Genomic DNA, 13,478 nt, shown 5'->3' with positions numbered 1-13,478 from the left:
GGCGACCGCGCAGGCTTTTCACATTTTGCGCAAGGCAGTTGCCCCCGCGTGCATCAACCGCAGTTGACGCGGGTTACCCTGCCCTGCTCGTCCACGTTCAGGTTCAGGCGCTCGGAGCGGTACTCCAGGGTGACCACGTCGTGCGGCTTGAGAATGCGCGCCATCTGCGAGCCGCTGGCCTTGCGTGCCTGCTCCAGCAATTCGGCGCTGGCCTGCTTGCCCATGGCAAAGTCGGCACCACTGGCTTCGCAGCGGCCATCGTTGCCCGCTGACGCGGCCGGCGCACCACCGCCATCAGCATTGCCACCAGTGCTGCAACCCGCCAGGACAGCAGCCACAGCCAGAGTTGCCAGGTAAGCACGGGTACGGAACATGAAGCCTCCTAAATCGGTCCGGGAACTGCCTGATCCGACAGCTCCGCTCATCATTTGTTGCAAAACCGGTCAAGTCTGCCTGAACTGCAGCGGCGAGGCGAAAAGCAATCGTGACCGGATTTTGCACAACACGCTGCGTTTGCCATATGCTTAGCTCGCACGGTCACCGGCGCAAAGCCATGATTTGCTGCAAGAAGTGGAGCGCATCCCGCCTCCATCGAACACCAGGGTCAGGTGTTCCCCCTTCGTTCCGGGCCCCCAGCGAGAGCTTTTCATGAGCACCCACAGCATCGATGCCGATATCAAGGTCAAATGGGCCGAGGGCCAGAGCGCGTACAGCCCTGGCACACCGGAAGAGTTGCTGCTGATCGCCATCGACCTGTTGGTGCGCGACAACGGTGCCGAGGCGGCACGCAGCTTCATCGACCAGGTGTTCGAGCGCTACGCGCCGCACGCGGCTATTCCAATCGCGCCAGACGGGCACTGAGCAGGTCGAACAGCCCCTGGGCATCACCCTGCTCCACCCACAGCACATTCGCCGGCCGCTTGAGCACACCGTACCAGTCTGCAATTGTCTGGCCGAAAGTGGGTCCTTCGCGGCTGTCGATGCTCATGTGGATACGCCGGCCGCTGAACAGCTCGGGCTTTAACAGGTAGGCGATGACGCTGGCGTCGTGCACAGGGCCGCCAGGTATGCCATACACGTCCATGTCGTGGGTGATGTAGGCATTGAGGATATCCACCACGCGCTTGCTCGCCTGGTTGTTCACGGCTGCCAACTGCTTCAGGCGGGCGTTACTGGTCAGCAGCTTGTGCGTGACATCCAGCGGCAGGTAGGTCAGCTGCACGCCGCTGGCCAGCACCACTTCGGCGGCGTGCGGGTCGGCGTAGAGGTTGAACTCCGCCACCGGGGTGATGTTGCCGCCGTTGAAATGCGCTCCCCCCATGACCACCACCTCCTTGATGCCTTTGACGATGCTCGGGCGCTGGATCAGCGCCAGGGCCAGGTTGGTCTGCGGGCCGAGCATGGCGACGGTGATGCTGTGTGGTTCGGCTGCGCCGAGGGTATCGACCAGGTATTGCACGGCATTGCCCTGGGCCAGGGGCGCTTTCGGCTCGTGCACCTGTACGCCGGTGAGGCCTTCTTCGCCATGAACGTCGGCGGCGTAGATCGGCGTGCGCACCAATGGGCGGCCGGCACCAGCGTACACCGGGATGTCTTCACGCCCCGCCCATTCGCGGGCCAGGCGGGCATTGCGCGAGGTCTTGTCCAGGCGAACGTTGCCGGCCACGGTGGTGATGGCGCGGATACTGAGTTCGTGGGGCGAAGCCATGGCCAGAAACAGCGCCACCACATCGTCGGCGCCGGGATCGGTGTCGATGATCAGGTCGATGGGTGCGGCCTGGAGGGTGGAGGCTGCGGCCATGAAGACGACTCCTTGTAGCAGGGACTTGAGCATGGGTGGCACTCCTGTTGCCTATGAATCATGCGTTTACACAGCCCGGCGTCCTTTGCGGAAGCGGCTAGAAGGTGACGCCGGAGATGAGGGCAATGTTGCTGTAGGGCTGGCACTCGCCTGTACGCACCACCGCACGGGCACTGCGCGACAGCACTTTGAAATCCTCGTGGGTCAGCCATTCGCGCTTGCCCAGCTTGCCCTTCAGTCGCTCGATTTCGACCAGCGCGGGCGGCACCACTTTTTGCATTTCTTCAGCCAGCACATGCCGCTCAACCTGCAATTCGCTCAGCACCACCCGCAGCACGCTGGCGAAGTCCGGCAGGCCAGGCGTAATGGCCAGGTCGATCAGTTCCACACCCGGCGGCACCGGCAGCCCGGCATCGCCAATCACCAGGATATCGCCATGCCCCATACCGGCAATGACCCGCGACAGGGCAACGTTCAACAGCGGGGTTTTCTTCATGGCGTCAGCTCTGCCAGGTAGGGAATCGACGGTTGGGCACCGGCACGGGTAACCGACAATGCTGCAGCACGCTGGCCAAAGGCGATCGCCTCCCCCTCCTCCAGCCCACGCACCAGGCCGGCAGCAAAGCCACCGATGAAGGTATCGCCGGCAGCGGTGGTGTCCAGCGGTTGCACGTGCGGCGCCGGATAGTGCTGATGACCTTGGGCAGTAACCAGCAAGGCACCTTGCGCACCCAAGGTGATGATCACTTTGCCTGCCCCCAGCTGCAGCAAGCGCTCGCCCGCGCGCCGGGCACTGTCCTGGTCGGTCACCACCACACCGGTCAAGGCTTCGGCCTCACTTTCGTTAGGGGTAAGGTAATCGATATGCGCAAACCAGTCCGCTGGCAAGGGGCCGGTAACGGGTGCTGGGTTCAGGATCACCTGCTTGCCCAGCTCGTGCCCTCTGGCCAGTGTCCAGGCCACGGTGCTGGCTGGCACTTCCAACTGGCAGATGATTACCTCGGCAGCCTGCAGCAACGCATCGAAGCGCCGCACCGACTGCGGCGTCAGCAGGCCGTTGGCGCCGGGAATGATGACAATACAGTTCTGGCTGGCAGCATCCACCGTGATCAGCGCCACACCGCTGGACATGGCTGGACAGGTGCTGACGCCCTGACAGTCGATCCCCTCGACATACAAGGCCCGGTGCAGTTGCCGCCCGTAGTCGTCATCCCCCACATTGCCGATCATAGCCACGCTGCCGCCCAGCCGCGCCACTGCCACCGCCTGGTTGGCACCCTTGCCGCCCGGCACCGTGAAAAAGCTATCGCCGGGGAGTGTTTCGCCGGCCCGCGGCAGGCGCTGGGCGCGGACCACCAGGTCCATGTTGAGGCTGCCAACCACCACAACCTTGGCATTCATGACGTTTCCTTAGCGTTAGCGGTAATCATTGAACAGGTCCGGGCGCGGCCCGGTGGACTCACGCAAGACGATACGCGGGGCGACAATGCGCTGCTCCGCCGCGCCTTGCCGGGGCGTAGCGATACGCGTCAGCAGCAACGAGGCAGCGCTCTCGCCCAGTTCGCGGATCGACTGGCCCACGGTGGTCAGTGATGGGTACACGTAGCGGCTCAGTTCGATGTCATCGAAGCCGATCACCGACAGCTCGCCGGGTACGCTGATATTGCGTTCGGCTGCAGCGCGCAGCACACCAAAGCCGATCATGTCGTTGCCGGCAAAAATCGCCGAGGGCCGCTTGCCTTCCAGCACCTGCGCCGCCGCTGCATGGCCACCCGGGCTGGTGAAGTCGCAGTGCAGTACACGGCTGCCCGGCACGGGCGCACCGGCTTCGGCCATGGCACGGCGGAAACCGCTCAGGCGCAGCTGGGTAACCCCGGTTTCGGCGGGGCCACCGATATAGGCGACGTCGCGATGGCCAAGCTCCAGCAGATGCCGGGTGGCCAGGTACGCCCCCTGCTCGTGGTCAATGCGCACCAGGTCGGCATCGACGCCTTCCAGCTCACGGTCGACGATGACCATTGGCGTGCGCACACTGGCCAGGCTTTGCAGCAAGTCGTCGTCCTGGCCCACCGAGGCCACTACCAGGCCGTCGATGCGCTTTTCCAGCAGCACGCGCAGGTAGCTGCGCTGCTTCTGCGGGTTGTCGTCGGAGTTGCACAGGATCACGCAATAGCCGTTGCGCTCGCAGGCGTCTTCGATACCCCGCGCCAGCTCGGCGAAGTACGGGTTGACGCTGTTGGGCACCAACAGGCCGATGGTGGCCGTGCTGCGCGCTTTCAGCGAGCGCGCCACCGCACTGGGCACGTAATCCAGTTCGATGATGGCGGCTTCCACTTTCAGCCGCACCTGCTCGCTGACCGGACGGGTCTTGTTGAGTACATGGGACACGGTGGTGTAGGAAATACCCGCCAGTGCCGCGACGTCTTTGATGGTTGCCATGTTGTCAGTTCCGCCGGCCTGCGCGCCGGCTACGGTAAGTGTCGAGCACCACGGCGATGACGATCACCGCCCCGGTGATGATGCGTTTGGTCGGCTCGCTGGCACCGATCTGCGCCAGCCCGGCGGCCAATACGGAAATGATCAGTACGCCAAAGAAGGTGCTGATGACCGAGCCACGCCCACCCATCAGGCTGGTGCCGCCGATCACGACGGCGGCAATGACCTGCAGCTCCAGGCCAGAGCCGGCATTGGGGTCGGCGGCTTCCAGCCGCGAGATCTGGAACAGTCCGGCCAGGCCGGCGAGCAGGCCCATCAGGGCGAACACCAGCACTTTGTAAGGGCGCGGATCGATACCGGCCAGGCGCACGGCCTCTTCGTTGGTGCCGATACCGATCAGGTAACGGCCGAACACCGTGCGCGTCAGTACCAACTGGGCGAGCACGATCACCAGCAAGGCGATGATGAACGCTGGCGAAACACCAAAGGCGACCGGGTTGGAGAACCAGGCATAGGCGTCGCCGATATAGGCGGTGCGCGAGTCGGTGAACTGATAGGCCAGGCCACGGGCCATCTCCAACACACCAAGCGAGACGATGAACGACGGGATGCGCCAGGCCACGGTGACGCCACCGGTAATGCTGCCGGCCAATGCGGCCACAGCCATGCCCAGCAGCGCCGAGGGCAGCACGCCCCAGCCCCAGCCGAGTATCGCCACGCTCACCGTCGAGGCGGCCAGCGCCAGCACCGAGCCCACCGACAGGTCGATGCCGCCGATGATCAGCACGAAGGTCATGCCCACCGCCAGCACCATCAGGTCCGGGATCTGGTTGGCCAGCGTGCTGAAGGTGCCATACGACCAGAAGTGGCTGCTGAGGAACGAGAACAGCACGATCATCGCCAGCAAGGCGCCAGCCAGGCCCAGGTAGGTGCCCAGGCCAAAGTACGTACCGCTGCGGCGCACGGGGGCGGCGTCCTGGTTGTTGAGCGGGGTGGTTTTCATGCATCCATCCTGGGGGCTGCATCATGCAGCAGCGCGTCACGTTTCTGATAACCGGCGAAGGCGGCGGCAAGCAACTGGTCCTGGCTCCAATGATCACGCGCGAAGGTGTCGATCAGGCGGCCAGCGGACAGCACGGCGATGCGGTCGCAAATCAGCATCAGTTCGCGCAGGTCACTGGACACCACCACCAAGGCCTTGCCTTGGCGCGCCAGCTCGGCCAGCAGGCCATAAATGTCGAACTTGGCGCCCACATCGATGCCACGCGTGGGTTCGTCGAACAGCAGCACCTGGCAATCGCGCTCCAGCCAGCGGCCGATCACCACCTTCTGCTGGTTACCGCCAGACAGCTCGCCCACCACTTGCTGCGCGCCAGCACTGCGAATGCGCATGGCCTGGATCTGGCGTTCGGCCAAGGCCTTTTCCGCTTCGCTATCGAGCACACCGGCCCGCGATACCGCGCCCAGGTTGCCCAACGCAATGTTGGCGCTGATCGACTGCGTCAACAGCAGGCCCTCGCCTTTTCGGTCTTCGGTTATCAGCGCGATACCGGCACGCACTGCAGCCTTGGGCGAGTCGATGCTGACCGCCTGTGGCGGCTGGCCGAGCGCGATACCGCCGCTGTCGGCGCGATCGGCACCGTAGATCAGGCGCAGCAGCTCGGTACGGCCGGCGCCGATCAGGCCGGAGATGCCAAAAATCTCCCCTGCCCTGACTTCGAACGACACCTCGCGCACCTTGTCGCCACGGCACAGTTTGTCGACCTTGAGCAGCGGTGCACCCAACTGCCGTCGACCCAGGTCGATATGCTCGCCCAGCTCGCGGCCGACCATCAGGTTGACCAGCTCGGCGCTGCTGTAACGCTGGATCGGCTCGTCGCACACCAGCTTGCCATCGCGCAGCACAACGATGCGTTGGGCCACACGCTGCAACTCTTCCAGGCGATGCGAGATATAGACGATGGCCACGCCGCGCGCGCGCAGGCGCTCGATCTGGATGAACAGCAACGCCACCTCGCGCGCAGTGAGCATGGCAGTGGGCTCGTCCAGGATCAGCACATGGCAGTCACCGATCAGGTTGCGGGCAATCTCGACCATTTGCTGATGGCCGATGCCCAGTTCGCCGACAGGGGTGTCCGGGTCAATGGCGTCGAGCCCGACCCGAGCCATGGCAGCCGTTGCCAGCTGGCGCAAACGCTTGTGGCTGATCCAGCCGAAGCGGCTGGGCAGGTTGTCGAGAAACAGGTTTTCCGCCACGGTCAGCGTCGGCAGCAGGTTCAGCTCCTGCATGACCATGCGCACCCCAAGGCGTTCGGCCTCGCCGCGGCTGCCGGGCGCGTAGGCCTGGCCGCGGTAGGTCATGTGACCGGTGGTGGGCACCTCCAGGCCGCTGATAAGCTTGGACAACGTACTCTTGCCTGCGCCGTTCTCGCCGGTCAGGGCCAGCACTTCGCCCGCGCGCAGGCTCAGGCTGACCTCGCCGAGTACGGGCTGGGCATAGGTCTTGCCCAGGCCGCTGGCGGCAAGCACCACTTCATTGGCCAATGCAGGCATGGCCGATTCTCCTGGCAGCATCAGGGCTTCTTGGTGATGAGTTCGACCGGGGTCTGGATGACGTTGTCGGCATCCACATCAGGCTTTTCGCCCTTGACCATTTTCAGCGCCGCCTGAATGCCATACACCGCCTGCTGGCTGGCCGCCTGGTCGAGGGTGGCAAGCACCCGACCGTCTTCAAGCATTGGCTTGATGGCATTGATGTTGTCATAGCCCACCACTTGCACCTGGCCGGTCTTGCCAGCGGCACGCACGGCGGACACAGCGCCCAGGGCCATGCTGTCGTTGCCGGCCAGCAAGGCCTTCAGGTCGGGGTATTCGTTGAGCATGGAGGCGGCGACGGCGTTGCCTTTGTCGATCTCCCAATTGCCGCTTTGTACCGAGACGACTTTCATCTGCGCGGCGTCCATGGCGTCCTTGAAGCCGGCGGTGCGCTGCTGGGCATTGGTGGTGGTCGACACGCCTTCGATAATGCCCACCTGGTCGCCGGCCTTGAGCTTCTGGCTGGCCAGGTAATCGCCAACCAGGCGCGCGCCCTTGCGGTTGTCGGGGCCGACGAAGGGAACGCTGATGCCTTTGCTCTTTAGCAGATCAGGGTCCAGACGGTTGTCGATGTTGATCACCACCACGCCCTGGTCCATGGCCTTCTTCACCGCCGACACAAGCGCCTTGGAATCAGCCGGGGCAATCACCAGCGCTTTGGCGCCGGCATTGACCATCTGCTCGACGATGCGGATCTGCTCGCCAGTGTCGGTCTCGTTCTTGATGCCGTTGGCGATCAGCTCGAACTCGTCGGCATGGGTTTTCTGGTAGTCCTTGGCGCCGTCTTCCATGGTGCGGAAGAACTCGTTGGCCAGCGACTTCATGACAAGGGCGACCTTGGGCTTGTCTTCAGCGTGGGCGGCAGACAATGGCAAGGCGAGGCTAAGCGAGGAAATGACAGCGAGGGCCAGCAGACGACCGGGGAACGGCAGCTTCATGAACGATGACTCCGAATCTTGTGTTTTTTGTCGGATCGCAAACGTTTGCGTTGACCAACTATGGTAACAGGACCGTTGTTTGTCAAATCCGCATGGCTGTCGGAGGCCAGCGTGCTGCTGGGGCCGATTATGCAGGCTTTTACGGAAAACCGAACCCTTTTCCTTTTTTTGTTCGGTATTACGAATGAAATGCCGCTTTTGGCAGGCGCGGTTCGGTGCAACACCACACATTGCCGGGGGCTGCTACACAGCCCATTGCAACGCAAGGCCGCTCCAACCCGGGCAACGCGTGGTGCCTTGGTACGGAAAATGCCTGTAGCCCTGCGCGACTCAATAACTAACTCACTAGGAAGCGAGAACAATAACGATGAATGCCGCACTGAAAACCTTCGCCCCCAGCGCACTCGCCCTGCTGCTGATTCTGCCATCCAGCGCCTCGGCCAAAGAAGCCGAAACCCAACAGAAGCTGGCCAACGTGGTCATCCTCGCCACCGGCGGCACCATTGCCGGCGCCGGTGCCAGCGCTGCCAACAGCGCCACTTACCAGGCTGCCAAGCTGGGCGTCGACAAGCTCATCGCCGGCGTGCCGGAACTGGCCGACATCGCCAATGTCCGTGGCGAGCAAGTGATGCAGATCGCCTCCGAGAGCATCAGCAATGACGACCTGCTGAAGCTGGGCAAGCGCGTCGCCGAGCTGGCCGAAAGCAAGGACGTGGACGGCATCGTCATCACCCACGGCACCGACACCCTCGAAGAAACCGCCTACTTCCTCAACCTGGTAGAGAAGACCGACAAGCCAATCGTGGTGGTCGGCTCGATGCGTCCGGGTACCGCCATGTCCGCCGACGGCATGCTCAACCTGTACAACGCCGTGGCCGTAGCCAGCGACAAGCAGTCGCGTGGCAAGGGCGTGCTGGTGACCATGAACGACGAGATCCAGTCCGGCCGCGATGTGAGCAAGGCGGTCAACATCAAGACCGAAGCCTTCAAGAGCGCCTGGGGCCCGATGGGCATGGTGGTGGAAGGCAAATCGTACTGGTTCCGCCTGCCGGCCAAGCGCCATACGGTCAATTCCGAGTTCGATATCAAGCAGATCAGCAGCCTGCCGCAGGTAGACATTGCGTATGGCTATGGCAACGTCACCGACACCGCCTACAAGGCCCTGGCACAGAACGGCGCCAAGGCGCTGATCCATGCCGGTACCGGCAACGGTTCGGTATCGTCGCGGGTAGTCCCGGCGCTGCAAGAACTGCGCAAGAACGGCGTGCAGATCATCCGCTCGTCGCATGTCAACCAGGGTGGTTTCGTACTGCGTAATGCCGAACAGCCGGATGACAAGAACGACTGGGTCGTGGCTCACGACCTGAACCCGCAAAAAGCGCGGATCCTGGCGATGGTAGCGATGACCAAGACCCAGGACAGCAAAGAGCTGCAGCGGATCTTCTGGGAGTACTGAGTGCTTCCCCCTCAGGGCCGGTGCGCCGGCTCTGAGGGCCTCGTTGCCAATTCCTCAACCGCGTAGACACAGAGGTTACAAACCGGCGACATCGTTTACCTTTCTGACCGGCCTCATGGTTTACAGGCCAACGCTGGATTTCTCCTGACAAGCTGTTGCGAATTTACTTACAGTGAAATACTGTATGTGCATACAGCAAAAACAAGGGAATTCCTGTGTCCAGCACCGCCTCCGCCACCCCGAGCAGCTATGAACAGCTGGGTGTACGCATCCAGAAGATCATCAACAGCCCCACCGCCCAGCGCAGCCGTGCGGCGCTGATCTTCCGCCTGGAACAGGAAAGCCCGGATGACTGGGAGACCCTGCTTCAGGAGATCGCAGAAAACGATAACGTCACCCTCGCCCATCGCGACGATGGCGGTGTGCAGATTTTCTGGACCGTACCGAAGGAAGATTGACTGCGCATGAGAGTTTCGCTTTTCGCAGCAGCCTGCCTGTTACTGACCACTCCGCTTGCTCAAGCCGACGCCCCGCGCACCTTCCAGGAGGCCAAGAAGGTCGCCTGGAAGCTCTATGCACCACAATCGACCGAGTTTTATTGCGGCTGTAAATACAAGGGCAACAAGGTCAACCTGGCCTCCTGCGGCTATGCCCCACGCAAGAATGCCCAGCGCGCGTCACGCATCGAGTGGGAGCACATCGTACCCGCCTGGCAGATCGGCCATCAGCGCCAGTGCTGGCAGAGTGGCGGACGCAAGCAGTGCTCGCAGCATGACGAAGTGTACCAACGCGCCGAAGCCGACCTGCACAACCTGGTGCCCAGCATCGGTGAGGTCAACGGCGACCGCAGCAACTTCAGTTTCGGCTGGCTACCAGAACAACGCGGCCAGTATGGCCGCTGCCTGACCCAGGTCGACTTCAAGGCGAGGAAGGTGATGCCGCGCCCGTCGATCCGCGGCATGATCGCCCGCACCTACTTCTACATGAGCAAGCAGTACAACCTGCGCCTGTCCAAACAGGACCGCCAGCTGTTCGAAGCCTGGAACAAGACCTACCCGCCGCAAGCCTGGGAGCAGCAACGCAACCAACAGGTCGCCTGCGTGATGGGGCGAGGAAACGCGTTCGTGGGGCCGGTCAACCTCAAGGCGTGCGGCTGATCCTCAGACCAACGCCTGCAAATAGGCGCTGGCTTCCCGGTAACGGGCCAGCCGAGCCAGGTCGGCGGGGCCCGGGCAAGGGATGCGCGAGAGGTCGCTGTTGTCGGCCAGATCGGCCAGCTTGACGGTGCGCGCCAGCGGGTCGTCGCCCAGGCGCACTACGAAATCCTGGTAAGGCTCGCCTTCGCGGCGACTAAGCGCCAGCAACGCAGCCAGGATTTTCAGCGCGAAGCCCTCACGCGCCAGGTCGGACAGGGTCAGCGGGGTGTCCTCGATCACATCGTGAAGCACCGCCACAATCCGCTGTTCAGGTGTGGAAACCCGCATCATCACGCGCAAAGGGTGGAGGATATAAGCCGCCCCACCCTTATCGTATTGCCCTTCATGCGCCCTGGCGGCCACGGCAATGGCCCGCTCCAGTGTAGACATGAGGCCCTCCCCGTTTGGCAGCTACCACCCCAAGCATAGCCAAACTTGTGTGAACGGCGCCTGACACAAGCCTTGGCTGCGGCGCCACTTTTACTGGTTTAGCGTGCTGCGCCGTGCTGGATGACCACCGAATCGGTACCAAGCTTGGCCATCACTTCATCCCTGCGCGCTTGCGCTTCTTCGCGGGTGGGGAACGGCCCCATCAGCACCACCGGCTTGCCGTCACGGTACTCCACCGAAGAGGGGATGCCCTTTTCGATCAGGCGCGCCGTCATATCGCTGAGTGCGCCCATGTTGGCGCCCTGTACCACTTCCACATCCCACCCCTGTGGCGCCGGCTGGTCTGCCAGCGCCTCGGCACGGCGCTGCAGGTCGGCTCCGCCGCAGAGTTCACGGATACGCAGGTTGTTGCCGGTATCGTCAACGATGATGTCGTACTGGCCATCGCGCTTGATCGCCACGTAGCTGCGGTAGGCTTCGTACTGCCCGGCATCGTCCTTGCCGCGGACCTGACCGCAGATGGTGCCCTGGGTGTCGATCCGCACGTTGCCGAACTTGGCGGTCTTGGGGTTATGCAGGTGTTCGGCCACCTGCTTGTGCACGCCTTCGACCTCGTTCTCACAGCCCGCCAGGGCGAGCACTGCCATTACCACAGCCAGTTTGCGCACGCGTGTACCTCCAGATTCGAAGGGGCGGATTCTAGCACGTCGGGTATGCCCCGAACCGCGACCAAACGTTACACGCTGCTTCGGGCGCAAATGCAAAAAGGGCGATCATTTCTGATCGCCCTTTTTCGATTTGGTAGGCACAATTGGACTCGAACCAACGACCCCCACCATGTCAAGGTGGTGCTCTAACCAACTGAGCTATGTGCCTGTCGTGTGGTGCGCATATTAGTGGCCCGATGCGTACCTGTAAAGCTTTTTTTTGAGAAAAATCAAAAACTTTCGAATGAAAGCGCTTTGCGTCCATGCCGCGGTATTCCCGCTCGCGCGGCAATGGACAATGAAAAAAGGGGTGACCCTTTCGGATCACCCCTTTTTCGATTTGGTAGGCACAATTGGACTCGAACCAACGACCCCCACCATGTCAAGGTGGTGGCTGAAAAAATGCTAAGTCATTGATTTACATCGGATTAATTTGGCTGCGGCCTGCCCGAAAAAGTCCAAAATAAGGCTATAACAATCAATAAGTTAGCATGGGGTTTTGCAAATCGGCCTGCGTAAAAAATATTTCACGCAGCGCCCGCGCCACTAACGCGAGACACGCCATTCTGTGGCGCGGGTATTTACGAAGCCCTCGTAGACCCTTCTTGGCGCCGATCTTACCCAATCGGCACGCCAAAAATATTGCAGCTACTGGGGGCTCGGCGCAGACTGGAGATAGCGCTCCAGACAGCCACCAGGTCATTTGAGCAGCCTGCCATGGATCCTGAGATTCTCCACATTCCTGAGCTGGCCAAACTACTCGGCCGCTCCGAATCCGCCATACGAAGCGCCCTGCAAACTCGGGCAGCATGGCTACCCCCTTTCTTCAGGCAGGGTCGGCGGATCTGTTGGCGGCTCGAATCTGTTAGAGAGTTTCTCAAAGATTGGGAGCAACGCGGCGGGCAGCAATCGAAGCCTGGACGCAAGCGGAAACCTCCGCCAACGCTTACCAGCGTGAGATAGCGGCTCGGGACTGGAGGTCAGCATGATTTCAGCAGCGACTGATCGCTTCATGCGGATTGATGAGGTGATATCCGTGACGGGGATGGGAAGGAACACCATCTACCGGCGGATGCGCGAGGGTACGTTTCCGCGACAGGTTCGGCTCGGCCCCAACTCCGTTGCCTGGCTTCAGTCTACTATCTCGGAATGGATGTCGTCCGTTGTTGACAGCACTTCGTCGGCTGAAAATGGCCGACTGTAAACCAACGTTATGATGGATTCGGTCGCTGCGGGAATCATCATGATCACGGCCCGCGCTTCGCTGCACGAATGTAAAAGGCCCCGCAGCGACCCTTTTACATCCCTTTCTGGGCCTCTGCACGGCGGGCATCAATGTACTCTGCCAAGTCAGTCACGTGCACGCCCCGAGATGACTTTTGGCTGCGCTCCATGGCGATAAGTGGCAAGCGAATTTCACCGCGGGCGATCTTGATCTTCATTTTTGTCGGGCTGAGGTGCGGAAAATAATCAGCGCACACGCGGCCCAGGGGTATGACGGCAAGACCATCGTACTGGGCCATAAGGATGAAGGCAGTTTTCATACCTTCTTCCTTCTCTTGGGCGCGACCAACTCAAGAGTCTCTTTAAAAGTGAGCCCTTGATAGGTTGACGCTTCACGCGCCTGGCGTGGGAATGATTCCGCTATAAACCTAGGTTTGCCCCCAATCGAGTTCTTGGCCACGTAGGCATCAACCCAATCGTCGAGTTCGTACCGATCAAAGCCCACGCCTTGAACGCCGATACGGAACTCTCTGACATAAGGTCGTACCGTCTTGTTGAATTCGTCCCTACACATGCCTAGGTAACTAGGAGCTGCCCCGCATCTCAGGATACGCGGGAGGATCTGATGTTCCTTGGTCATCGCCGTTCACTCGCCAGCAGATCTGGAGCACTAGTTCTATCGGGGATGGACGAATGGGGCTAGAGCATTCTGTCGGCAGGACCGCACAGGCAAAA

Annotated in this window: 16 protein-coding genes and 1 tRNA gene; 5 read left to right on the top strand and 12 right to left on the bottom strand. The window is 61.8% G+C overall.

Translation table 11 applies throughout. The features are described from left to right. Positions 1–53: 53 nt before the first annotated feature. Positions 54–374 carry an I78 family peptidase inhibitor gene (locus tag ACF8O8_RS21755; RefSeq protein ID WP_049587634.1) on the bottom strand — a complete coding sequence of 107 codons (321 nt, stop codon included), beginning with the start codon at positions 372–374 and terminating at the stop codon, positions 54–56. 274 nt (positions 375–648) lie between these two features. Between ACF8O8_RS21755 and ACF8O8_RS21750 the strand changes: the two genes are divergently transcribed. Next, entirely contained in the window at positions 649–861 is a 213-nt protein-coding gene (locus ACF8O8_RS21750; RefSeq protein WP_003250649.1) for a hypothetical protein, read from the top strand. On the opposite strand, the gene ACF8O8_RS21745 is transcribed toward ACF8O8_RS21750, so the two are convergent. The 7 genes from ACF8O8_RS21745 to ACF8O8_RS21715 all read right to left on the bottom strand — a co-directional run bounded on the left by ACF8O8_RS21745 (position 833) and on the right by ACF8O8_RS21715 (position 7,770). Continuing rightward, the gene (locus ACF8O8_RS21745; protein ID WP_049587632.1) at positions 833–1,834 is read right to left on the bottom strand and encodes a nucleoside hydrolase; all 1,002 of its coding nucleotides are present in this window, start codon (positions 1,832–1,834) and stop codon (positions 833–835) included. The genes ACF8O8_RS21750 and ACF8O8_RS21745 overlap by 29 nt on opposite strands. A 64-nt stretch (positions 1,835–1,898) precedes the next feature. Further along, positions 1,899–2,297, bottom strand: coding sequence for a D-ribose pyranase (gene rbsD, locus ACF8O8_RS21740; RefSeq protein WP_003250646.1), 399 nt, complete (start codon positions 2,295–2,297; stop codon positions 1,899–1,901). Then, positions 2,294–3,202, bottom strand: coding sequence for a ribokinase (gene rbsK, locus ACF8O8_RS21735; protein WP_392510447.1), 909 nt, complete (start codon positions 3,200–3,202; stop codon positions 2,294–2,296). Before rbsK ends, rbsD begins: the two co-directional genes overlap by 4 nt. Positions 3,203–3,217: 15 nt before the next feature. Next, positions 3,218–4,240 carry a LacI family DNA-binding transcriptional regulator gene (locus ACF8O8_RS21730; protein ID WP_010953404.1) on the bottom strand — a complete coding sequence of 341 codons (1,023 nt, stop codon included), beginning with the start codon at positions 4,238–4,240 and terminating at the stop codon, positions 3,218–3,220. Between the two features lie 4 nt (positions 4,241–4,244). Beyond that, on the bottom strand, positions 4,245–5,240 hold the full coding sequence (locus tag ACF8O8_RS21725; protein ID WP_392510446.1) for an ABC transporter permease: 996 nt from the start codon (positions 5,238–5,240) through the stop codon (positions 4,245–4,247). Continuing rightward, positions 5,237–6,790, bottom strand: a complete 1,554-nt coding sequence (locus tag ACF8O8_RS21720; protein WP_392510445.1) for a sugar ABC transporter ATP-binding protein — start codon at positions 6,788–6,790, stop codon at positions 5,237–5,239. The genes ACF8O8_RS21725 and ACF8O8_RS21720 overlap by 4 nt, the downstream gene beginning before the upstream one ends. 20 nt (positions 6,791–6,810) lie before the next feature. Continuing rightward, complete coding sequence (locus ACF8O8_RS21715; RefSeq protein ID WP_020191894.1) at positions 6,811–7,770, bottom strand: sugar ABC transporter substrate-binding protein; 960 nt, start codon at positions 7,768–7,770, stop codon at positions 6,811–6,813. A 367-nt stretch (positions 7,771–8,137) separates the two neighbouring features. On the opposite strand from ACF8O8_RS21715, the gene ACF8O8_RS21710 reads away from it, so the two are divergent. From ACF8O8_RS21710 to ACF8O8_RS21700, 3 genes are all read left to right on the top strand, one after another. Next, positions 8,138–9,226, top strand: coding sequence for an asparaginase (locus ACF8O8_RS21710; RefSeq protein ID WP_003250634.1), 1,089 nt, complete (start codon positions 8,138–8,140; stop codon positions 9,224–9,226). 215 nt (positions 9,227–9,441) lie between these two features. Further along, the gene (locus ACF8O8_RS21705) at positions 9,442–9,684 is read left to right on the top strand and encodes a DUF1654 domain-containing protein (RefSeq protein WP_004574330.1); all 243 of its coding nucleotides are present in this window, start codon (positions 9,442–9,444) and stop codon (positions 9,682–9,684) included. A gap of 6 nt (positions 9,685–9,690) precedes the next feature. Beyond that, positions 9,691–10,383: an endonuclease gene (locus ACF8O8_RS21700; protein ID WP_392510444.1), complete on the top strand. Its 693-nt coding sequence runs from the start codon at positions 9,691–9,693 to the stop codon at positions 10,381–10,383. Positions 10,384–10,386: 3 nt separating this feature from the next. Here the strand turns inward: ACF8O8_RS21700 and ACF8O8_RS21695 are convergent, their stop codons facing one another. From ACF8O8_RS21695 to ACF8O8_RS21685, 3 genes are all read right to left on the bottom strand, one after another. Beyond that, positions 10,387–10,812 (bottom strand): GTP pyrophosphokinase, encoded by a 426-nt coding sequence (locus ACF8O8_RS21695; protein ID WP_274145479.1) that lies wholly within the window; start codon positions 10,810–10,812, stop codon positions 10,387–10,389. A 98-nt stretch (positions 10,813–10,910) separates the two neighbouring features. Next, positions 10,911–11,480, bottom strand: a complete 570-nt coding sequence (locus tag ACF8O8_RS21690) for an SPOR domain-containing protein (protein WP_003250559.1) — start codon at positions 11,478–11,480, stop codon at positions 10,911–10,913. Positions 11,481–11,611: 131 nt separating this feature from the next. Further along, positions 11,612–11,688, bottom strand: a tRNA-Val gene (locus ACF8O8_RS21685). An 816-nt stretch (positions 11,689–12,504) separates the two neighbouring features. On the opposite strand from ACF8O8_RS21685, the gene ACF8O8_RS21680 reads away from it, so the two are divergent. Further along, positions 12,505–12,723 (top strand): AlpA family transcriptional regulator, encoded by a 219-nt coding sequence (locus ACF8O8_RS21680; protein ID WP_392510443.1) that lies wholly within the window; start codon positions 12,505–12,507, stop codon positions 12,721–12,723. 94 nt (positions 12,724–12,817) lie between these two features. Here the strand turns inward: ACF8O8_RS21680 and ACF8O8_RS21675 are convergent, their stop codons facing one another. Then, complete coding sequence (locus ACF8O8_RS21675; RefSeq protein WP_392510442.1) at positions 12,818–13,063, bottom strand: pyocin activator PrtN family protein; 246 nt, start codon at positions 13,061–13,063, stop codon at positions 12,818–12,820. Positions 13,064–13,478: the final 415 nt, after the last annotated feature.

This window comes from Pseudomonas sp. TYF_14 (assembly GCF_043105275.1).
GTDB classification, from domain to species: Bacteria; Pseudomonadota; Gammaproteobacteria; order Pseudomonadales; family Pseudomonadaceae; genus Aquipseudomonas; species Aquipseudomonas alloputida.
The sequence above is the reverse complement of the archived record's forward strand: the minus strand, read 5'-3'. Positions and strand labels throughout refer to the sequence as shown.